We start from the raw sequence: 21,464 nt of genomic DNA, 5'->3' as shown, positions 1-21,464 counted from the left end.
TGGACGCGCCGCGTCCGGGCCCTTCGCGCTACCCCTCGATCCCGAAGTCGTGCATCATCGACAAGACCTGGGTCTTGTAGAACTCGTCGACGTTCTCGCTCACCGGCAGGCTGCCGAACGCCTCCATGACGACCAGGCCGAACACCCGCACCCACCCCGAGGTGAACGAGAACACCCAGGCCAGCGGCATGTCCTCGCCGACGATGAACGCCGAGCACTTCTCCATCAGCTCCGCCTTGAGCCCCTCCGACATCGCCGGCAGCTCAGCGGGCCGGTTCGCCTCGATCTCGCCGCGCTCGGCCTTGCGGTAGAACGCGGCCATCTCCCGCCCGCACAGCTGCGAGTGCTCCAGGGCCTTGCGCGAGAGCAGGTCGGGGTCGCGCTCGAGCTGCTCGCCGTCGATGAGCATGGCGGCCTTGCCGTCGGGGAAGGAGATCATGAGCTCGAACTCGCGCCGGTGCCCCACCGCCCAGGCCCGGAAGGCCCAGATCCACGACTTCATCCGTTCGAGGTGCGCGTCCTCCGGATGGGCGTCCATGGCCGCGACCGTGTCGGCGATAAGTTCGTCGTAGAGGTCGACGCAGGTGGCGTGCAGGAGCGCGTCGAGGCTGTCGAAGTAGCGGTACAGGGCCGCCGGGGTGACTCCCACCTCCCGGGCGATCGCGCGGAGGGAGATCCCGCTCGGACCGTGCTCCTGGAGCTGCCTCCGGGCGCTCGCCTTGATCTCGGCGATGGTCTCGGCGCGCATTCGCTCGCGACGGGTCGGGCCACCCGCGGTGTTGGAAGTCACTGCTCTCCTTCTCTTACAACTTAGTTAACGGCGTTGACTCTATGAGGGGCGTTCATTAGAGTGAACGGCGTTAGCTAAATGATCGACGGTTACATCGTACCGCCGTCCGGAGCCCCGGCACCAGCGGTCACCGCCTCCCTCTCCGCAGAACACCCAGAGGAGAAATCCATGTATTCCCTGCTAGGCCGCGCGGTCATCAAGACCCGCTGGTTGATCATGGCCGGCGTGCTCGCGGTCTTCGCCATCGGCGCGACCTGGGGCCTCGGCGTCTTCGACGAGTTCACCGACGGCGGCTTCGTCTCCGGTGAGGCCCCCTCGGTCACCGACGCCGCGGCCATCGAGGACGAGTTCGGCAACACCGGCGCGGACGTGATCGTCCTCTACGAGTCCGACACCCTCACCGTCGACGACCCCGCGTTCGAAGCCGCCGTGGCGAGCGCCGCGGCGGAGATCGCCGACATCGACGAGGTCGGCACCGTGACCACCTACTACGACACCGGGGCCGAGTCGTTCGTCTCCGACGACCGCGGCGCCACCTTCGCGGCCGTCTCCCTCGGCGGCGGCGTCTCCGACGAGGCCCTCGCGGGCGTCTACGAGTCGATCCAGGACGACCTGCGCGACGCCGGCGACACCGACGGGCTCGACGTGTCCCTCGGCGGACCGGCCGCCATCTTCCACGACATCAACACGCAGGTCCAGCACGACCTGGAGATCGCCGAGCTCATCTCGATGCCGCTCCTGCTGGTCATCATGATCATCGTGTTCGGCGCGCTCGTCGCCGCCTCCCTGCCGCTGCTCGTCGGGGGCCTCTCCATCCTCGGCGGCTTCACCATCACCCGCGTCATCACCGAGTTCACCGACGTCTCGGTGTTCGCGGCCAACGTCATCACCATCATCGGCCTGGGCATGTCCATCGACTACGCCCTGTTCGTGCTGCGCAGGTTCCGCGAGGAGATGGCCCACGGCCGCGGCAAGCGCGCCGCGGTCCTCACCACCGTCGCCACCGCCGGGCGCACCGTCATGGTCTCGGGCCTCATCATCGTGCTCTCGATGGTCGGCCTCCTCTTCGTCGACGTGCCGTTCCTGCACGGCATCGCGTTCGGCGTCATGTCCGCCGTCGCCGTGGCCATGCTGGCGGCCCTGGTGGTCCTGCCCGCCGCGCTCTACCTGCTCGGCGACCGCGTCGACAAGGGCCGGATCTTCGGCCGCCGCCGCGACCGCGGCCCGGCCGACCCCGAGCAGGGCTTCTGGCACGGCCTCGCCGCCGGGGTCATGCGCCGCCCCGTGCTCGTCCTGCTGCCGGTCCTCGCGTTCATGGCGCTCCTCGCCAGCCCCGTCGTCGACATCGCGCTGGGCGGCACCGACGAGCGCGACATGCCCGCCGACGCCGAGTCGCGCGTGGTCACCGAGACCATCGCCGCCGACTTCCCCGGCGGCGACGCCGAGAGCTTCGACGTCATGGTCATGGGCGACGCCGCCGCGGGCGCCGCGGTCGCCGAGGAGCTCGACGGCCTCGACCTCGTCACCGGCGTGACCCCGACGGGGCAGACCGCGGACGCCACGCTGCTCCAGGTCGCCTACGAGGCCGACCCGTTCAGCGAGGAGGCCCGCGCCCTCATCGAGGACGCCCGCGCGATCGACGGCGACCTGTACGTCACCGGCGGCGCCTCCGACCTCGTCGACATGTTCGGCGCCATCGAGGACGGCCTGCCGCTCATGGTCGGCTACATCGTCGCCGTCACCGTGATCGTGCTGTTCCTGGCGTTCGGCTCGATCGTGCTGCCGATCAAGGCGGTCCTGATGAACCTGGTCTCGCTCGCCGCCGCCATCGGCGTCGTGGTCTGGATCTTCCAGGAGGGCCACCTCTCCGGCGTCCTCGACTTCACGCCCTCGGGCTACCTGATGCCGTCGAACCTGCTGCTCATGGTGGTGCTGCTGTTCGCCCTCTCCACGGACTACGAGGTCTTCCTGCTCTCGCGGGTCCGCGAGGAGTGGGACCTCGGCGCCGACAACCGCACCGCGGTCATGCGCGGGATGCAGGCCACCGGCTCGATCATCACCGCCGCGGCCGCGATCCTCATCGTCGTTGTCGGCGCGTTCGCCTTCGGCGGCATCACGTTCATGAAGATGATCGGCCTCGGTATGGCCGTGGCGATCCTCCTGGACGCCACCGTGGTCCGGATGCTCCTCGTCCCCGCGACGATGCGCCTCCTGGGCCGCGCCAACTGGTGGGTCCCCGGCCCGCTGGGCCGCCTCTACGCCAAGTACGGGATCAAGGAGTCCGACGACGCCGCCGCGCCGGCGGAGGACCGCACGCCCGTCAACGCCTGACCACCGGGGAACCAGGGCCCGTCCGGATCGCTCCGGGCGGGCCCGCTCGCGTTGCCGGAGTGACCCAGATGGACTGACGTCCGATTCGTCCCGGCCCGCAGGCCGCGGGTCGAACAATATCCAAGAATTTAAGTTGAGCCATTGACTTTAGGCAAGCGGTTGCATAGATTGATGTGATCTAGGAGCCAACCCCCTCCGAAAGGTCCCAATACCCTATGACCGACAACGATGTCGCTGTGGTGCGCCCGAAGCAGCGCAGCTCGGGCCCACCGCCCGGGCCGGCTGCTCCCGCACCCGCGCAGCGCCCCGAACCGGCCCCGCGCAAGGGCCGCGGGACGATCCGCAACCGAGAGCGGTGGGCGGCCCTCAGCTTCATGTCGCCGTGGATCATCGGCCTGCTGGCCATCACGATCGGGCCCATGGTCGCCTCGTTCTACCTCTCGTTCACCGACTACAGCCTCGGCTACGGCGAATGGGTCGGCGGCGAGAACTACGCCCGGATGCTCGACGACTCCCGGCTCGCGAACGCCGTCAAGGTCACCGCGGTCTACACCTTCGTCTCGGTCCCGCTCCAGCTCGCGGCCGCGCTCCTCCTCGCGATCGTCCTCGACCGCGGCCTGCGCGGCATGGCGTTCTACCGCTCGGTGTTCTACCTGCCCTCGCTGCTCGGCGGCTCGGTGGCGATCGCCATCATGTGGCGCCAGATCTTCGGGACCGAGGGCCTGGTCAACCAGGTGCTCGCGCTCTTCGGCATCCAGGGCGAGGGCTGGGTCTCCCACCCCGACTACGCCCTCGGGACCCTGATCGTCCTGCACGTGTGGACGTTCGGCTCCCCGATGATCATCTTCCTCGCGGGCCTGCGGCAGATCCCGACCATGTACTACGAGGCCGCCAAAGTGGACGGCGCCGGGCCGATGCGCCGGTTCTGGAGCGTGACGATCCCGCTCCTGACCCCGATCATCTTCTTCAACCTGGTGCTCCAGATCATCAACTCGTTCCAGTCGTTCACCCAGGCGTTCATCATCTCCAGCGGCAAGGGCGGCCCGGCCGACTCGACCATGTTCCTGACGCTGTACCTCTACGACCAGGGCTTCACCCAGTTCGACATGGGTTACGCCTCGGCCATCGCCTGGCTCCTGCTGGCCATCATCGCGATCTTCACCGCGCTCAACTTCCTCATGTCGAAATTCTGGGTGTTCTATGGCGACAATGACTGAGACCGGCGCACCGGCCCCGGCCCCGACCCGCCGCCGCGCCGAGCGCGGCGCCGCGACCGGCCTGAAGCGCTTCGTCTTCCACCTGCTCCTGACCGTCTCGGCGATGGTCATGATCTACCCGCTGCTGTGGATGCTCTCGGCCAGCTTCAAGCCGATCGACGAGATCTTCGCCGACCCCGGGCTCATCCCCTCGACCTGGGAGTGGAGCAACTACGCGGAGGGCTGGAACGCCCTGCCGCACCCGTTCGAGAAGTACATCTGGAACTCGATGCTCATCGTGGCCGGCTCCATCGTCGGCAACCTGGTGTCCTGCTCGATGGCCGCCTACGCCTTCGCCCGGCTCCGGTTCCCCATGCGCGGCATGCTCTTCGCCGTGATGCTCGGCACCATCATGCTGCCGATCCACGTCGTGATCATTCCGCAGTACATCCTGTTCAACAACCTCGGCTGGGTCGACACCTTCTGGCCGCTCATCGTCCCCAAACTCCTCGCCACGGACGCGTTCTTCGTGTTCCTCATGGTCCAGTTCATCCGCGGCCTGCCGCGCGAGCTGGACGAGGCCGCCTCGATCGACGGCTGCGGCTACTGGGGCACCTACCTGCGGATCATCATGCCGCTGTGCATGCCCGCGCTCGCGACGACCGCCATCTTCACGTTCATCTGGACGTGGAACGACTTCTACTCCCAGCTGATCTACCTGCGCGACGTGGACCTCCAGACCGTGCCCCTGGCACTGCGCCTGTTCATGGACTCCACCGGTACGACCAACTGGGGGGCGCTGTTCGCGATGTCGATCGTCGCCCTGGGCCCGATCTTCGGGTTCTTCCTCGCCGGCCAGCGGTACCTCGTCCGGGGAATCGCCACGACCGGCATCAAGTAACATCCGGCATACCGACCTCTCATAGTCCTGAAAGGACGAACTCATGCAGTCATCCAACCCCTCGGGCGTCTCGCGGAGGACGCTCGCCAAAGCCGGCCTCCTCGGCGCAGCGGCCTCGCCCCTCCTCGCGGCCTGCGGCAACGACAGCGGCGGCGGCGGCGACGAAGGCGACGGCGAGCTGGACTTCTGGTGGTGGGGCTCCGACCCCCGCCACGAGTACACCCAGCAGATCATCGACGCCTTCCTCGCCAAGAACGAGGGCGTCACGATCAAGCCCAGCCCCAACGAGTTCGACGCCTACTGGGACGCCCTCAACGTCTCCGTCTCGGGCAACAACGCGCCGGACGTCCTCCAGCAGGACGAGCGCTACCTGCGCGACTACGCGGACAAGAACGCCCTCCTGCCGCTCGAAGAGCTCGACATCGACCTGTCGAACATCGAGGACGGCACCATCAAGACCGGGCAGTTCGACGGCAAGACCTACGGCATCCCGACGGGCGTCAACTCCTTCGCGCTGCTGGTCAACCCGGCCCTCGTCGAAGCCGCGGGCCTGACCCTCCCCGACGACACCGCCTGGTCCTGGGCGGACTACGCGCAGTTCGTCACCGACCTGTCCAACCAGGGCGACGCGATCGGCAACTCCGCGATCTCCTTCAGCAACGAGTCGCTGTTCAACGTCTTCGCCCGCCAGAAGGGCGAGAGCCTCTACACCGACGACGGCAAGCTCGGCTTCACCGAGGCCACCATGAACGAGTGGTGGCAGATGGTCATCGACCTGCGCGACGCCGGGGCCATCCCCGCGGCCAGCCAGATCGTCGAGGCCTTCGCCGCCGGCCAGGACCAGGCGCCCCTCGCCACCGGCACCGGCGTCACCGAGTTCTACTGGACCAACCAGATCGGCGCGATCCAGTCGGTGCTCGGCTCCGACCTGGTCCTCCTCCGCGTCCCCGGCGAGTCCACCGGCGCCCAGCCCGGCCTCTACCTGAAGTCGGCCATGTACTGGTCGGTCTCCCGCACGGTCTCCGACAAGGCCGCCGCCGGCAAGCTCGTGGACTTCCTGCTCAACAGCGACGAGTCCCTCGACCTCATGCTCGGCGACCGGGGCCTCCCGTCCAACACCGCCCAGCGCGAGCGCATCCTGCCGCAGCTCCCCGCCGACCAGAAGCTCGGCGCGGACTACATCGCGGCCATCACGCCCACGCTGGCCGACGCCCCGCCGGTGCCCCCGATCGGCTCCGGCGGCGTCGCCGACATCATGCTCGGCGTCTTCGAGACCCTGATCTTCGACGACACCACGGTCGAGGAGACGACCGCGGCCTTCATCGAGCAGGCCAACACCGCCATCGGCGCGGCGTAGCGCACCAGCGTGAGGGGACGGGCCGCGGCCCGTCCCCTCACGCGTATCATTGGTCCGATGGCCAGCCAGTTCGTGCTCACCGTCTCGTGCCCCGACCGCCTCGGCATCGTGTACGCCGTCTCGGGCTTCCTCACCCGCCGCGACGCGAACATCGAGGACTCGCAGCAGTTCTCCGAGCACGGCTCCGGACGCTTCTTCATGCGCGTCGAGTTCACCACCGCGCACACCCGCGACGAACTGGCCGTCGGCTTCGCCGAGATCGCCCGCGAGTTCGACATGGACTGGCAGCTCCACGACCGCGCCGTCAAGCCCCGCGTCCTCATCATGGCCTCCAAGCAGGGCCACTGCCTGAACGACCTGCTCTACCGCTTCCGCATCGGCGCCCTCCACGGCGAGGCCGCCGCCGTCGTCTCCAACCACCCCGACTGGGCCGACCTCGCCGCCTCCTCCGGCGTCCCCTTCCACCACCTGGCCGTCGGCCCCGCCGGCAAGGCCACCCAGGAGCAGCAGGTCCTCGACCTCATCGAGGCCGAGCAGATCGACGTCGTCGTCCTCGCCCGCTACATGCAGATCCTCTCGCCCGAGTTCTGCGCCAAGCTCCCCGGCCGGATCATCAACATCCACCACTCGTTCCTGCCCAGCTTCAAGGGCGCCAAGCCCTACCACCAGGCCCACGCCCGCGGCGTCAAGCTCATCGGCGCGACCTGCCACTACGTCACCTCCGACCTCGACGAGGGCCCCATCATCGACCAGGAGGTCGCCCGCGTCGACCACGCGATGAGCCCCGAGGACTTCGTCTCCGCCGGCCGCGACCTCGAGTCCACCTGCCTCGCCCGCGGCCTCGCCGCCCACCTCGATCAGAGGATTCTCCTGAACGGCCACTCGACCGTCGTCTTCCGCTAGCGGATAATGGCCGCGTGACAGTCGAGAAAGCAGAGCAACGCGAGATCGTGCTCCTGGGGTCCACCGGCTCCATCGGCACCCAGGCCGTCGACATCGTCCGCGCCGACCCCGACCGCTTCCGAGTGACCGCGATCGGCGCGGGCGGGGCCAACCCGGCCCTCCTCGCCGAGCAGGCCGTCGAACTCGGCGTCGAGGCCGTCGCCGTGGCCGACGCCACCGCGCTCGAAGCCGTCCAACTGCGCCTCTTCGCCGCCGCGAAGGAGCGCGAATGGGACAGCGGGGGCTTCCGCATGCCGAAGCTCATCGCCGGGCCCAACGCCATGACCGAGATCGCCGCCTGGCAGGCCCACACGGTCCTCAACGGCATCACCGGCTCCATCGGCCTCGCCCCGACCCTCGCGGCCCTGCGGGCCGGACGCCAGGTCGCCCTCGCCAACAAGGAGTCCCTCGTCGCCGGCGGCCCGCTCGTGCGGGAGGCCGCGGCCCCCGGCCAGCTCGTGCCCGTCGACTCCGAGCACTCCGCGCTCGCCCAGTGCCTGCGCTCGGGCGCCCCCGAACGCGTCGCCAAGCTCGTCCTCACCGCCTCCGGCGGGCCCTTCCGCGGCCGCACCCGCGACGAGCTCGCGAACGTCACCGTCGAGCAGGCCCTCGCCCACCCCACCTGGGCCATGGGCCCGGTCGTCACCATCAACTCCGCGACCATGGTCAACAAGGCCCTCGAGGTCATCGAGGCCCACGAGCTGTTCGGCATCGGCTACGACGACATCGAGGTCGTCGTCCACCCCCAGTCGGTGGTCCACTCCATGGTCGAGTTCACCGACGGCTCCACCATCGCCCAGGCCTCCCCGCCCGACATGCGCCTGCCCATCGGCCACGCCCTCGCCTGGCCCGACCGCCTCCCCGGCGCCGCCCGCCCCGTCGACTGGACGCAGGCCGCCGACTGGCACTTCGAACCGCTCGACGAGGCCGCGTTCCCCGCCGTCGCGCTCGCCAAGGACGCCGGCCGCGCGGGGGGCCTCCTCCCCGCGGTCTACAACGCCGCCAACGAAGAGGCCGTCGCCGCGTTCCGCGACGGGCGGCTCCGCTTCCCCGGCATCGTCGACACCGTCGAGGCCGTCCTCGCGGCCGCCCCGGAGTTCGGCCGACCCGCCAGTGTCGCAGACGTACTCGAAGCGGAGAAGTGGGCGCGGTCGAGCGCCCGGAAGCTAGTCTTGGCAGCGTCCGAGCGTTAGAAGGAGACCGACTTGACGGCCTACATCACCGGGATCGCGCTGTTCGCGCTGGCGATCCTCATCTCCGTGAGCCTCCACGAGTTCGGGCACATGCTCACCGCCAAGGGCTTCGGCATGAAGGTGACCCGCTACTTCGTGGGCTTCGGACCGACCCTGTGGTCCTTCCGCAAGGGCGAGACCGAGTACGGCGTCAAGGGCGTCCCGCTCGGCGGGTTCGTCAAGATCGTCGGCATGACCCCCCTCGAAGAGGAGGAGGAAGAGCTCGACGAGAAGGACCAGAAGCGGGTCTTCTGGCGCAAGCCGCTGTGGCAGCGCACCGTCGTGCTCGCGGCCGGCTCGATCACCCACTTCATCCTCGGCTTCGTCGTCCTGTGGATCCTCGTCGCCTTCGTCGGGATCGGCGTCAACCCGGCCTACGCCGAGGCCGCCGAGACCGGGCAGGAGAACGTCGCCGTCGAGGTCGCCCCCTGCGTCGAGACCTCCGACCCGGCCACCGGCACCGCCGGGGACTGCGCCGACGGCCAGATCGAGGGCCCGGCCGCCGCCGCCGGGATCGAGAACGGCGACGAGATCACGACCGTCGCCGGCACTGAGATCGCGGACTGGGACGGCCTCCTGGCCGCCGTCGGCGAGCTCACCCCGGGCCAGCCCGTCGCCGTCACCGTCGAGCACGACGGCGCCGAGAAGACCGTCGAGGTCACCCCCTACGCCGCCGAGGTCGAGAACGAGGACGGCGTCGTGGAGGAGGTCGCCCGCCTGGGCGTGTTCGTCTACGTCGACCCGGCAATCCCCTACACCGCGGAGGGCGCCGGACCGATCGCCGGCATCGGCGAGACGGTCACCTACACCGGTGACATGTTCAAGGAGACCTTCATCGCCCTGGGCCAGCTGCCCTCGAAGATCCCGCCGCTGTGGGACGCGATCATGGGGGAGGAGCGCGCCGAGGACACCCCGGTCAGCGTCGTCGGGGCCTCCCGCCTGGGCGGGGAGATGGTCCAGTACGACCAGTGGGCGATGTTCTTCATGCTGCTGGTGGTCCTGAACTACTTCATCGGCGTGTTCAACCTGCTGCCGCTGCTCCCGATGGACGGCGGACACATCGCCATCGCCTGGTACGAGCGGTTCCGGTCGTGGGTCGCCGCCAAGCGCGGGCGCCCGGACCCCGGGCGAGTTGACTACTTGAAGCTGATGCCGTTGACCTACGCTGTGATCGTCCTCCTGGGCGGCTTCATGCTGCTGACCATCACCGCCGACATCGTCAACCCGATCACTATCTTCAACTGACCCGCGAATCTGGGTGGAGACTTAGCCACATGACCGCAGTGAACCTCGGTATCCCCACCAAGCGCCACGATCACGAGATCGAGCCCCTGGCGCCCCGCCGGACGACCCGGCAGCTCAACGTCGGCGGCGTGCTCGTCGGCGGCGGGGCCCCGATCAGCGTCCAGTCGATGACCACGACCCGGACCTCCGACATCGGCGCGACGCTCCAGCAGATCGCCGAGCTGACCGCCACCGGCTGCCAGATCGTGCGTGTCGCGTGCCCGACCCAGGACGACGCGGACGCGCTCAAGGTCATCGCGAAGCAGTCGCAGATCCCGGTCATCGCCGACATCCACTTCCAGCCGAAGTACGTCTTCGCGGCGATCGACGCCGGGTGCGCGGCGGTCCGCGTGAACCCGGGCAACATCAAGCAGTTCGACGACCGCGTCGGCGAGATCGCGAAGGCCGCGAAGGACGCCGGGACGCCGATCCGCATCGGCGTCAACGCCGGCTCGCTCGACAAGCGCCTGCTCCAGAAGTACGGCAAGGCCACGCCCGAGGCGCTGGTCGAGTCGGCGCTGTGGGAGGCGTCCCTGTTCGAGGAGCACGACTTCCGCGACATCAAGATCTCGGTCAAGCACAACGACCCGGTCGTCATGGTCAAGGCCTACCGCCTGCTCTCGGAGGCCTGCGACTACCCGCTGCACCTGGGCGTCACCGAGGCCGGGCCCGCGTTCCAGGGCACCATCAAGTCGGCCGCGGCGTTCGGCGCGCTCCTGTCGGAGGGCATCGGCGACACCATCCGCGTCTCGCTCTCGGCCCCGCCGGTCGAGGAGGTCAAGGTCGGCAACCAGATCCTGGAGTCCCTGGGCCTGCGCGAACGCGGCCTGGAGATCGTCTCGTGCCCCTCGTGCGGGCGCGCGCAGGTCGACGTCTACACGCTGGCCGAGCAGGTCACCGCCGGTCTCGAAGGCCTCCCGGTCCCGCTGCGCGTGGCCGTCATGGGCTGCGTCGTCAACGGCCCCGGCGAGGCCCGCGAGGCCGACCTGGGCGTCGCCAGCGGCAACGGCCGCGGCCAGATCTTCGTCAAGGGCGAGGTCATCCGGACCGTGCCCGAGTCGCAGATCGTGGAGACCCTCATCGAGGAGGCCGTGCGCCTCGCCGAGGAGATGGGCGCCGAGCTCCCCGAGGAGCTCCGCGGGCTCGCCGGGCCGGTCGTCAAGGTCCACTGACTGTCGGATCGCCGACTCCGGACGAACGGACGCTTCACTACGCTTGTACGCAGCGGCAGTTCACGCCAGGGGTGAACCGGACACCGCACGCATCGTGTGCGAAATTCCATATTGGTGACTCGGAGGATTCCGCCTGCACCGTGTCCGGCGCCACGCATAATTGTCGTGCCTGCGCCTGCTGACAAGGGAGCCTCCGACATGGGCAAGATCGAACGCCAGATTTCCGAGGGCGTCACCAAGTACTACTGGTACCCCGGCGAGAAGGTCGACTGGATCCGGGGCGTCCTGACGCTCCTCGGCGGCGGGCTCCTGTTCGCGCTGATCTACGTCGTCACCAAGAACAGCCTCCTCGCCGCGGTCGTCGCGGGCACGGCGGTCCAGGCGACCGTCGGCGCCTACCTCGGGCGCCGCGACGCGGCGGGGCTCTCGGAGTTCCACGACCCGGCGACCGAGCGCCGCGAGGCCGTCATCGACGGCACCCGCGCGGCCTGGCGCGGCACCCTCCAGGGCCTGCTGTGCGCCGGCTCGGCGATGCTGGTGCTCAACATGCCGCACGCCGGGTTCCTCGCGGACTGGGTGCTGCCGTTCGTGCCCTCGATCGTCGGCGCCGTCGCGCACTCCGGCGGGATGCTGTGGGAGCGGCTCGCGCAGGAGGTCAGCGCCCCCGAGGCGGCGGCCGCCGCGGCCGACTCGTCCGACGAGGACGCGACCAAGGAGCTCGAAGCCGCCTAGCGGCGGATTCGAGAAAGGCCCGCGCCCCTGACGGGGGGACGCGGGCCTTTCGACTTCGAGGTGGTGAGCCGACGCAGGGCGACTGCACGCCGCCTGGGTTGGACAGGCGGGGCGCTCGACCGCGGGAGGTGTCGTACGCCGGCTTCCAGGTACGGAACCAGGTCGCCGGCACTACCGCGGGAGCAGCGCCCCGCGTCGGCTCGGACAGGAGAGGCCTCGCGGGGTCCGGCCTGCTCAAGGAGCGGGCCGGTGCACTCAGGATGCCGATTCCGGACTCGAAACGCAAGAGGTTTTCTCCTCGCGAACCGCACTTTTCCGCGTCGTCTCGATAACGGAGTCACAGCGGCCCCGCAGGTCCCGGGGCACGCGTTGGTTAGTCTGTGGCGATGAGTTCCCGTCCCGCGCTGCGTCCCGGAAAGCAGAGTCCCCGCCGGAGCGTCCCCGAGTCGATCGCCCGCCCCGAGTACGTCGACCGGCCCGCGCCGGCGCCGTTCACCGGCAGCGAGGTCAAGGACGCCGAGACGGTCGAGCGGATGCGCACCGCCGGCCGGATCGCCGCCGACGCGCTCGTGGAGGCCGGCAAGGCCGTCGCCCCCGGCACCACCACCGACGAGCTCGACGCGGTCGTCCACGAGTACCTGTGCGACCTGGGCGCGTACCCGTCGACGCTCGGCTACCGCGGCTACCCCAAGTCCTGCTGCACCTCGCTCAACGAGGTCGTCTGCCACGGCATCCCCGACTCGACCGTGATCGAGGACGGCGACATCGTCAACGTCGACGTCACCGCGTTCATCGGCGGCGTCCACGGCGACTGCAACGCCACCTTCCTCGCGGGCGACGTCGCCCCCGAGGTCCGCGACCTCGTCGAGCGCACCTGGAAGGCCACCTGGCGCGGCATCAAGGCCGTCAAGCCCGGCCGTCAGCTGAACGTGGTCGGCAAGGTCATCGAGGCGTACGCCTCCCGCTTCGGCTACGGCGTGGTCCGCCAGTTCACCGGCCACGGCATCGGCACCTCGTTCCACTCCGGCCTCTACGTGCCGCACTACGACAACCCGAAGCTCACCACCGAGATCGAGACCGGGATGACCTTCACCATCGAGCCGATGATCAACCTCGGGACCGCCGACCACGAGATGTGGGACGACGGCTGGACCGCGGTCACCCGCGACCGCAAGTGGACCGCCCAGTTCGAGCACACCCTCCTGGTCACCGACGACGGCTTCGAGATCCTCACCCTCCCGTCCACAGGGGTGCCCGCCGGAACGCCTGCGGGGCAGCTGTAGTGGCAGTCCCTTCCTAAGCTGAGGCGGGGCGGCGCCGGTCACTGAGATGCCGATGTCTCCGAGGGGTTGAGCCGGCGCCGCCTCCCGAGCGCGCAGCAGGCCCGTCCGCGAACGCGGACGGGCCTGCTCTCATTGGCGCCCTAGGTGATGCGCCGCTCGCTCGGCAGCGTCGCCTTCGTGAACACGACCGCCCCGGCGGCCGCGATGAGCGGCACGGCCAGCAGCATGATCGCGAAGCTCGCCCACGGGAGCTCCCAGCCGTACATCGCGTCGAACGGGTAGGTCCACTGGAGCGGCCGGTTCAGGGCCTCCCGGATGAGCGCGTACCCGACGACCCCGGCGGCGGTGCCGAGCCCGGCGCCGAACACCGCGATCACCACGGTCTGCCACATCGCGAACCGCTTGCGCAGGCCCGGGGCGGCCCCGACCGCGCCGAGCGTCGCCATGTCCCGCCGCTGCTCGGCGATGATGAGCCCGGTCGACACCGCGGTCGCCCCCAGCGCCACCAGCGCGCACAGCCCCGTCACGGCGATCGTGAAGTAGAACGTGAACGGGTCGGTGTAGTCGGTCACCGTGAAGTTCGCCCAGACCTGGCCGTCGGCGAGCTCCTGGCTGAAGTCCTCCGCGAGCGCCTCGGCCGTGCCGGGCTCCATCTCTCCGGCGGTGTCGACCAGGTACACCTGCTGCCAGACCGCCGACTCCAGCTCCATCGCCGCGGCGGCGCCGGGGCTCAGGAAGAGCCGGTTGTAGCCGAGCTGGCCCCGGTCCACGACCATCGCGGGCACCTCCAGCTCGGTGATCGCGGGCTCGTCGTCGACGGGCTCGCCGTCGACGTCGTAGAGGGTGACCGCCTTCTGGAGCACGACTGTGTCGTCGCCGGTGAGGGCGAGCCGGTCGCTGACGAGCACGCCGCCCGCCTCCAGCACCTCGACCGCCCGGTCGAGCTCCTCGCCCTCGAGCTCGGTGTACGCCGCCACGATCGCGGGATCGGTCGACCCCGGCACGTCGTACACCGCGCCCCAGTAGTCGGCGCCGGTCTCGTCGCAGTTCGGGTCCTCGCGGGCCGCCTCGACGGCGGCCCGGTCGGCCTCCTCGTCGGGCTTGTCCGCGGTCCAGTACGAGCACACGTGCTCGTCGGGCCTGGTGATCGTCCACGCGCAGTCGGCCCACATGTCGGCGCTCGCCAGCTCGCCGGCGCAGTCCTCCGCCGGGCTGAACGTCGTCACCGGGGTCAGCTCGACCTCGTCGAGGCGCGACTCCAGGATCGGCTCAGCCTCGGCGCGCGCGCCCTCCCAGTCGACCTCGGCCGCGTCTCCGTTGTTGAAGAGCGTCAGCGTCATCGCGCCCTGGGTCAGGATCCGCTCCTGGCTCTGCTCGTTGCGCACCGAGTCGGCGGTGACGATCATCGAGAAGGCCATGCCGCCGGCGACGACGCCGAGGACCGCGGCGATTGCCGGGGCCGCGGAGCCGCGGTTGCGCCCGGCCTCGCGCAGCGCCATGCGCGGCGCGAGCGGCAGCCACCGGCCCAGGCGCGCGGTGAACGACAGGAGCGCGGGCGTGCACACGACCAGTCCCAGCTGCGCCAGGATGATCGCCGCGGCCATGAGCGGCAGGCTCCAGATCGCGACGCCGCCCAGGCCCGCGGCGATGCCCGCCGCGACCATGCCGACGCCGGTGAACATCCACCGCTTCGAGCCCTTGCGGCGGCCCGCGCGGCCGGTCAGGGCCGCGACGACGTTGATGCGGGAGGCGCTGATCGCGGCGGCGAGCGCCGAGAGCAGGCCCGTGGCGAGCGCGACCCCCACGAGCACGGCCTGGAGCGCCGGCATGACGCGCAGTCCGGCGCTGCGGTGGCCGATGAGCTGCTCCAGCCACGGCATGCCGGCGGCGACCAGGCCGATGCCGATCACGATCGCCGCGAACGCCGCGAGCAGTCCGAAGAGGACGCCGCCGGCGAGGACGGTGTTCCGGATCTGGCCCGGCGTCGCCCCGTTGGCGCTCATGAGCGCGAACTCGCGGGTGCGCCTGCGGGCGCTGATCGCGAACGCGGGACCGGCCAGGAGCACGACCTCCATGACGACCGCGACGACGATGAGCCCGTAGATCATGAGCTCGGCCTCGTCCATCATGAGCTGCTGGTCGCCGTACGCGCCGGTGGTCGGCTCGTCGAGCAGCGACTGCGCCCAGACCGTCATGCCGAGTCCGTTGAGGGCGACCGCCTGCTCCTTGGTGAGCGGTTCGGGGGTGTCGACCAGCCAGCCGCTGGCCTGGATCGGGAAGACCCCGCCGATCGCATAGCGGCCGTTCAGGTCCCAGGGGAGCTCGACGATCCCGCTGACCTCGTGCTCGCCCTTGCCCGGCCCGCTCTCGACCGCGAGGTCGTCGCCGACGCCGAGGCCGAGGTAGTCGGCCGCGGCGCCGCTGATGACGACCTCGCCGCGCCCGGGCGCGGAGCCGTCGAGGTACTCGAGCCCGGCGGCCTCGTAGAGGCCGTCGCCGAGGCTGTAGCCGAAGGTGAAGACCTGCCCGAGCCCGTCGGGGGTCTCGACCTGCGCGGTCTCGCCCGAGTTGGCGTCGGGGGTGTACGGGGCGATCCAGGAGCCGACCGGGAGGGCGTTGAGGATCTCGGTGTCGGTGACCCCGCGCCCCGGGTCCTCGTAGTCGTCCATGTCGTACATCGACCAGCGGTTGTTCCAGGAGTGCTGGACGAGCGGGGCGCCGGGGACGGCGAACTCAATGTAGGCCTCGTTCTCGCCGAGGACCTGCGCCGCGGTCTCCTCGTCGGAGAGCATCGCGGTGTCGTACACGCTCGCACCGATGGCGACGGCGAGCAGGGGGAGCCCCAGGAGCGTGATCGACAGCGCCGACCGCCCCTTGTAGCGCAGCGCCTCGCGGCGCGCGATCCTGAACGCCAGCCGCTGGCCGGCGATCGTCACGTTGCCCATCTCAGGAACCCGCCCCTTCGAGCAGGGTCTCGGCGGCGGGCAGGGGCGCGGAGGAGTCGACGACGCGGCCGTCGCGCAGGAACACCACGCGGTCGGCCCACCCGGCGTGCCGGGCGTCGTGGGTGACCAGGAGCCCGGCGGCCCCGGCGTCGCAGCGGCGGCGCAGCAGTTTGAGGACCTCCTCCCCGGTCGTGGAGTCGAGGGCGCCGGTCGGCTCGTCGGCGAGCACGAGGCGGCGCTCCCCGATGAGGGCGCGGGCGATGGCGACGCGCTGCGACTGCCCGCCGGACAGCTCGTCGGGGAACCGGTCGGCCTGCTTGGCGTCGAGCCCGACCTCTTCGAGCGCGGCGAGCGCCTGCGCGCGGGCCTTCCCCGCGGACACCCCGTCGAGTTCGAGCGGCAGCGCCGCGTTCTCGGCCGCGGTGAGGCTGGGGATCAGGTTGTAGTCCTGGAACACGTACCCGACGCTGCGGCGGCGCAGGCGCGCGAGCTGCTTCTTGTTCAGGGACGCCAGGACGGTGCCCTCGACGAGGACCTGGCCCGAGCTGGGGGCGTCGAGGCCGCCGGCGAGGTTGAGGAGGGTGGACTTGCCGGACCCGGAGGGGCCCATGATGGCGACGAGCTCGCCGGCGGCGACCTGGAGGTCGGTCTCGACGAGGGCGTGGACGGCGTTGTCGCCGGCGCCGTGGACGCGGGTCACGGCCCGCAGCTGGAGGACGGTCATGGGGGTCACCGGTGCTCTCGGACGGTCTCGGTCTCGGGCTGCTCGACGTGGGAGGCGAAGGGGGAGGGCGCGGGCAGTCCGGTCCGGGCCACGACGGCCTCGGTGTGGTCGAGCCAGCGGACCTCGGCCTCGGCGCGGAAGATCATCGACTCCAGGACCAGCCGCCAGGCCAGCTCGGCGTCGTCCTCGGCGGCCTTGAGCCGGGTGTACTCCTGAAGGAGGCGCAGGGTCGCCGTCCGCTGGCGCTGGATGACGTCGGCGACGTCGACGCCGGGGGTGGTGACGGCCAGGGCGAGCTTGATCGTCAGCTCGTCCCGGGGCCGGTCGGCGGCCTGCACGGGCGAGGCGAACCAGCCCGCGAGCTGGCGGCGGCCGGAGTCGGTGATCCGGTAGGGGCGCTGGCCGGACTCGTTCTCGGGCAGAGCCTCGACGAGCTCGTCGCGTTCGAGCCGGTTGAGGGTGGTGTAGACCTGGCCGATGTTGAGCGGCCAGGTGTTGCCGGTGGCGCTCTCGAACGCGGCGCGCAGCTGGTAGCCGTAGGCCGGGCCGCGTTCGAGCAGCGCCAGGAGGCTGTGCTTGACACTCATGTGCAACCTCGCATCGCTGGGGACACTCTTCACGTCGAAGAGATACTCAGTAGGGTATAGCGGGTATGCAAACACGGGATACGCGGTATGGGGTGGAGTCGTTCCCCCAGGTCAGTGAATTACTGCGGCCGTCCCGGCCACGGGTCGGCCACGGCCTGCCCGATCGCGAGCCGCCACCGCGCCAGCGACACCGCCGAGGCGGCGTACATGTCGAGGCACAGCCGCCGCTCCTCCGGATCGGTCGCGGCCGCGCCGGCCCGCCAGGTCGCGGTCACGTCCAGCTCGACCGCGGTCAGCAGCTCCTGCGCGGCGGCCGCGTCGGCGACCACGCCCACGTCGTAGCCCGCCGCGGGGGCGGGCGCCTCGGCCCCGGCCGCCGCGTAGTGGTCCAGCAGCGCGTCGCGCCGGGAGCGGTGCTCGGAGTCGAGTGCCTCGGCCTGCTCGCGCGCGTCGCCGTCGAGGTGCACGGCGGCCGCGCCGTAGGCGAAGATGGCCGCGTACTCGGCCGCGAGGCCGGTGTCGGTCGCGGTCACGCGATCACCGCCGCGTGGGCGGCGCGGCTGGCCGCGATCTCCGCGAACAGCACGGCGTAGTCCGACTGGGTGGTCATGCACGACTCGGCGGCCTCGTCGCTCCCGGCGGTCTCGGCGGCGGCGAGCGCCTCGGCGTCGGCCGGCGCCGCCACCTCCTCCTCCGTGATCGCGTTGGGGCGCAGCAGGCGCTCCAGGGTCGCGGCGTGGGTCCGGTGGTCCTCGGCGATCTCGCCGTAGCCCAGGGCCTCGGCCCCCTGCGCCAGGGCGCGCGCGGTGCGGAGGGCGGCGGTGAGATCGGCGTCGGAGGTGGTGATCTGCGCCTGCTCGGTGCAGCCGGCCGCGGCGAGGACGGCCGCGCCCATCAGGAGTGCGCGTCGAGTCGTGAACACCCACCCAGTTTCCCAGGCTGCCTTTCCATTCTGACTCCGGGCGGTTAATCTCGGCGAAATAGGCGATACGAGAGGAGTGCGCATGGGATCCGAGCAGCGCGCCGAAGTGGAATCGATCCTGTCCCCGGCGGTCGCCGCCGCGGGATACGACCTCGAGGGGCTGGCCGTCACGAAGGCCGGGCGAAGACTCCTCGTGCGAGTCCTTGTGGACAAGGACGGCGGGATCAGTCTGGACGATGTGGCCGTTGTCTCGAAAGCGTGCTCCAGGGCCCTCGACGAGTCCGACGCGACCGGCGGACCCTTCGCGGACACCGCATACACCCTGGAAGTGTCCTCGCCGGGGGTCGACCGTCCGCTGACCGAGCCTCGGCACTGGCGGCGTAATATTGGGCGCTTGGTAGCCGTGAACATCGGGGAGGAGCCTGTCAAAGGGCGGATCGCGGATGCCAGCGAGCGGGGGATTGAACTAGAGGCCGACGGCGCGCGCCGCTCGGCCACCTATGCCGAGCTGGGGCCCGGCAAGGTGCAGATCGAGCTGAGATGAGCGTCCGATGGCGACGCCGGCTCGCACGCCTTGAACGGCCGCGGTGAGGACAACTCAAGACTTAAGGAGAACGGGTGCATATCGACCTGGCCGCGCTGCGGTCGCTGGAACGCGAGCGCGACATCCCTTTCGAGACAATCCTCGGCGCTATCGAATCGGCGCTGCTGACCGCCTACAAGCACACCCCCGGGGCCGATGAGCGCGCACGAGTCGTGGTCAACCGCGACAGCGGGATCGCCAATGTCTTGGTGCCAGTGTTGAACGAGGAGGACGAGGTCGTCTCCGAGCGCGACGACACCCCCGAGGGCTTCGGCCGCATCGCCGCCCAGACCGCGAAGCAGGTCATCCTCCAGCGGCTCCGCGAAGCCGCCGACGAGGTCAACTACGGCGAGTACTCCGGCAAGGAGGGCGACATCGTCACCGGCGTCGTCCAGGCCCACGGAGAGCGCAACGAGCGCGGGATCGTCACCGTCGACCTCGGCAAGATCGAGGCCACCCTGCCCCTCAACGAGCAGGTCCCCGGTGAGAACTACGAGCACGGGAAACGCATCCGCGCCATCGTGATCCAGGTGAACCGCACCGCCCGCGGCCCCCAGATCACCCTCTCCCGCACCCACCCGGCCCTGGTCAAGAAGCTGTTCGCGTTCGAGGTGCCCGAGATCGACGAGGGCGCGGTGGAGATCCCGGCGATCGCACGTGAAGCCGGTCACCGTTCCAAGATCGCGGTGCGCGCCACAACGAAGGACGTCAACGCGAAGGGCGCGTGCATCGGCCCGATGGGCTCGCGCGTGCGCGCCGTCATGAGCGAGCTCGGCGGCGAGAAGATCGACATCGTCGACTGGAGCGCCGACCCCGCGCAGTTCGTGGCGAACGCCCTGTCGCCGGCGAAGACCCTGTCGGTGCGGGTCGTGGACGAGTCCACGCGCTCCACCGAGGTCATCGTCCCGGACTACCAGCTGTCGCTGGCGATCGGCCGCGAAGGTCAGAACGCGCGTCTTGCGGCGCGGCTCACAGGGTGGCGGATCGACATCAAGTCCGACGCCCACGTGTCCGGCGGCGCGAAGGAGGAGACCGGCCCGGCCGGTGGCGGCCGCCGCTCCGGGAGGTAGACTTATTAACGGATCGCAACGTGACGCAGCGGTAGTCCGCACCTGTGTGGGGTGCCGCAGACGTGCTTCCGCTTCCGAGCTGCTGCGCGTCGTCGTTCGACGCTCTGAGGGTTGCCAGAATCTGCTGATTCCGGACCCGCAGCGCCGCCTCAGCGGACGCGGAGCCCATGTGCACCACTCTTCGAACTGCCTTGACCAGGCAGTTCGTAAGCGTGCGTTCGCCCGGGCGCTCAGGATAGAAGGAGCCGTGGACGTCGCCGCGGTGCGAACCCTTGTCGAGTCGGAGTCGGCCGAGAGGCCGACTCCCGCACACGAAGCAGGTAGAGACCGAATGAAGACCACGCGATGAAGTTCTCCCGATGAACTGGTTGTCAGTGGAAGGCTGAGGTCGGCGGGCGCTGCCCGTACGGCCTCGAATGTGAGGAGTGCAGTGGCAGCAAAGCCCCGCGTACATGAACTTGCCAAGGAACTGGGCACGACGAGCAAAGAGCTGCTCTCGCGCCTGGGCGACATGGGCGAGTTCGTGAAGTCAGCGTCGAGCACGGTCGAAGCGCCGGTGGCGCGTCGACTGCGCCTGGAGTACGACGCGGCACAGGGCGCCCCGGCTGCGTCGGCCGGGAAGACCGAGTCCCCGACGCCCGCGCCCGCGACCCCGGCAGCGGCCTCCCGGCCGCGCCCGGCGGCCCCGAGCCCGTCCAAGATCATGCAGGCCAAGGTCGACGCGAAGGACGCGAAGACCGAGGCCAAGGCCGAGGCGGAAGCCAAGAAGGCCGCGAAGAAGGCCGCCCCGAAGCCGGGCGGACCGCGGCCGGGCCCCAAGCCCGCGCCCGTCGCGGCCCAGCCCGAGGTCAAGCCCGCGTCCGCCCGCGACATCGAGGTGGCCGCGGAGCAGAAGCGCGCCGAGGAGCTGGTCAAGCGTCAGCAGGAGCAGGCCGATGCGGCGCGCGTCGCCGCGGCGGCTCCGAAGCCCGGCCCCAAGCCCGCTCCCGCCGCCCGTCCGGGCGCGCCGAAGCCGGGCCCCAAGAACCCGTTCGGCGTCGGTGGAGGCACCGGCGCGAAGCCGCGCCCGGCCGCCCCCGAGGACGGCGGCGACCGCCCCGACGGTCCCCGTCCCAGCCCGCGCATGATGCCCCCGCGGCCGAACCCGGGCATGATGCCCGGTCGTCCGGCCGGCGGCGGCCGTGACGGCGGTCCCCGCGGGGCCCGCGGCGGCGGTCGCGGCGGACCCGGCGGCGGCGGAGGCCGTCCCGGCGGCGGTGGCGGTCGTCCCGGTGGGGGCGGCGGCAACTACCGCGGCACGTTCGGCGGTTCCGGCGGCGGCGGTGGCGCCGCGGGCGGCACCGGCGGTTCCGGTCCTTCGACCGGCGCGCCGGCTCCCTACCGCGGCGGCGGCGGCCGCGCGGGCGGCGGCGG

20 protein-coding genes are annotated in these 21,464 nt (G+C 70.5%); 14 read left to right on the top strand and 6 right to left on the bottom strand.

The features are described from left to right. Window positions 1-28: 28 nt before the first annotated feature. The gene (locus ABD419_RS10155) at window positions 29-790 is read right to left on the bottom strand and encodes a TetR/AcrR family transcriptional regulator (RefSeq protein WP_344485430.1); all 762 of its coding nucleotides are present in this window, start codon (window positions 788-790) and stop codon (window positions 29-31) included. Window positions 791-958: 168 nt separating this feature from the next. Here ABD419_RS10155 and ABD419_RS10150 point away from each other — a divergent pair, with 168 nt between their 5' ends. The 10 genes from ABD419_RS10150 to map all read left to right on the top strand — a co-directional run bounded on the left by ABD419_RS10150 (window position 959) and on the right by map (window position 13,220). Continuing rightward, window positions 959-3,121, top strand: a complete 2,163-nt coding sequence (locus ABD419_RS10150) for an MMPL family transporter (protein ID WP_344485427.1) — start codon at window positions 959-961, stop codon at window positions 3,119-3,121. 215 nt (window positions 3,122-3,336) lie between these two features. Beyond that, a complete protein-coding gene (locus ABD419_RS10145) occupies window positions 3,337-4,338 on the top strand; it encodes a carbohydrate ABC transporter permease (RefSeq protein WP_344485424.1) in 1,002 nt (333 codons plus the stop codon). Further along, entirely contained in the window at window positions 4,322-5,218 is an 897-nt protein-coding gene (locus tag ABD419_RS10140; RefSeq protein ID WP_425555990.1) for a carbohydrate ABC transporter permease, read from the top strand. Before ABD419_RS10145 ends, ABD419_RS10140 begins: the two co-directional genes overlap by 17 nt. A gap of 43 nt (window positions 5,219-5,261) precedes the next feature. Continuing rightward, window positions 5,262-6,575 carry an ABC transporter substrate-binding protein gene (locus ABD419_RS10135; RefSeq protein WP_344485421.1) on the top strand — a complete coding sequence of 438 codons (1,314 nt, stop codon included), beginning with the start codon at window positions 5,262-5,264 and terminating at the stop codon, window positions 6,573-6,575. A gap of 57 nt (window positions 6,576-6,632) precedes the next feature. Further along, complete coding sequence (gene purU / locus ABD419_RS10130; protein WP_344485418.1) at window positions 6,633-7,478, top strand: formyltetrahydrofolate deformylase; 846 nt, start codon at window positions 6,633-6,635, stop codon at window positions 7,476-7,478. 47 nt (window positions 7,479-7,525) lie between these two features. Next, window positions 7,526-8,710: a 1-deoxy-D-xylulose-5-phosphate reductoisomerase gene (gene dxr, locus ABD419_RS10125; protein WP_344486109.1), complete on the top strand. Its 1,185-nt coding sequence runs from the start codon at window positions 7,526-7,528 to the stop codon at window positions 8,708-8,710. 12 nt (window positions 8,711-8,722) lie between these two features. Further along, window positions 8,723-9,994: a M50 family metallopeptidase gene (locus tag ABD419_RS10120; protein ID WP_344485415.1), complete on the top strand. Its 1,272-nt coding sequence runs from the start codon at window positions 8,723-8,725 to the stop codon at window positions 9,992-9,994. Window positions 9,995-10,023: 29 nt separating this feature from the next. Continuing rightward, complete coding sequence (gene ispG / locus ABD419_RS10115; RefSeq protein WP_344485412.1) at window positions 10,024-11,205, top strand: flavodoxin-dependent (E)-4-hydroxy-3-methylbut-2-enyl-diphosphate synthase; 1,182 nt, start codon at window positions 10,024-10,026, stop codon at window positions 11,203-11,205. Between the two features lie 198 nt (window positions 11,206-11,403). After that, window positions 11,404-11,937: a hypothetical protein gene (locus ABD419_RS10110; RefSeq protein ID WP_344485409.1), complete on the top strand. Its 534-nt coding sequence runs from the start codon at window positions 11,404-11,406 to the stop codon at window positions 11,935-11,937. A 386-nt stretch (window positions 11,938-12,323) separates the two neighbouring features. Continuing rightward, on the top strand, window positions 12,324-13,220 hold the full coding sequence (map, locus tag ABD419_RS10105) for a type I methionyl aminopeptidase (RefSeq protein WP_344485406.1): 897 nt from the start codon (window positions 12,324-12,326) through the stop codon (window positions 13,218-13,220). Between the two features lie 140 nt (window positions 13,221-13,360). Here map and ABD419_RS10100 read toward each other — a convergent pair whose 3' ends face one another. The 5 genes from ABD419_RS10100 to ABD419_RS10080 form a co-directional block, all read right to left on the bottom strand. Then, window positions 13,361-16,165, bottom strand: coding sequence for an FtsX-like permease family protein (locus ABD419_RS10100; RefSeq protein ID WP_344485403.1), 2,805 nt, complete (start codon window positions 16,163-16,165; stop codon window positions 13,361-13,363). 1 nt (window position 16,166) lies between these two features. Beyond that, entirely contained in the window at window positions 16,167-16,889 is a 723-nt protein-coding gene (locus ABD419_RS10095; RefSeq protein ID WP_344485400.1) for an ABC transporter ATP-binding protein, read from the bottom strand. A 5-nt stretch (window positions 16,890-16,894) separates the two neighbouring features. Next, window positions 16,895-17,476, bottom strand: coding sequence for a PadR family transcriptional regulator (locus tag ABD419_RS10090; protein ID WP_344485397.1), 582 nt, complete (start codon window positions 17,474-17,476; stop codon window positions 16,895-16,897). A 119-nt stretch (window positions 17,477-17,595) separates the two neighbouring features. After that, window positions 17,596-18,009, bottom strand: a complete 414-nt coding sequence (locus ABD419_RS10085) for a DUF4439 domain-containing protein (RefSeq protein WP_344485394.1) — start codon at window positions 18,007-18,009, stop codon at window positions 17,596-17,598. Further along, the gene (locus ABD419_RS10080) at window positions 18,006-18,398 is read right to left on the bottom strand and encodes a hypothetical protein (RefSeq protein ID WP_344485391.1); all 393 of its coding nucleotides are present in this window, start codon (window positions 18,396-18,398) and stop codon (window positions 18,006-18,008) included. Before ABD419_RS10080 ends, ABD419_RS10085 begins: the two co-directional genes overlap by 4 nt. An 82-nt stretch (window positions 18,399-18,480) precedes the next feature. On the opposite strand from ABD419_RS10080, the gene rimP reads away from it, so the two are divergent. The 4 genes from rimP to ABD419_RS10060 all read left to right on the top strand — a co-directional run. Beyond that, the gene (rimP, locus tag ABD419_RS10075; RefSeq protein ID WP_344485389.1) at window positions 18,481-18,942 is read left to right on the top strand and encodes a ribosome maturation factor RimP; all 462 of its coding nucleotides are present in this window, start codon (window positions 18,481-18,483) and stop codon (window positions 18,940-18,942) included. A gap of 74 nt (window positions 18,943-19,016) precedes the next feature. Next, window positions 19,017-20,051, top strand: a complete 1,035-nt coding sequence (nusA, locus tag ABD419_RS10070) for a transcription termination factor NusA (RefSeq protein ID WP_344485386.1) — start codon at window positions 19,017-19,019, stop codon at window positions 20,049-20,051. Further along, the gene (locus ABD419_RS10065) at window positions 20,026-20,400 is read left to right on the top strand and encodes a YlxR family protein (RefSeq protein WP_344485382.1); all 375 of its coding nucleotides are present in this window, start codon (window positions 20,026-20,028) and stop codon (window positions 20,398-20,400) included. The genes nusA and ABD419_RS10065 overlap by 26 nt, the downstream gene beginning before the upstream one ends. A gap of 81 nt (window positions 20,401-20,481) precedes the next feature. Beyond that, the coding region (locus ABD419_RS10060; RefSeq protein ID WP_344485379.1) for a translation initiation factor IF-2 N-terminal domain-containing protein at window positions 20,482-21,464 on the top strand (983 nt) is incomplete at its 3' end.

The organism is Glycomyces endophyticus (genome assembly GCF_039531525.1).
GTDB classification, from domain to species: domain Bacteria; phylum Actinomycetota; class Actinomycetes; order Mycobacteriales; family Micromonosporaceae; genus Glycomyces; species Glycomyces endophyticus.
Note: the sequence above shows the minus strand (reverse complement) of the source record. Positions and strands in the feature narration are given on the sequence as shown.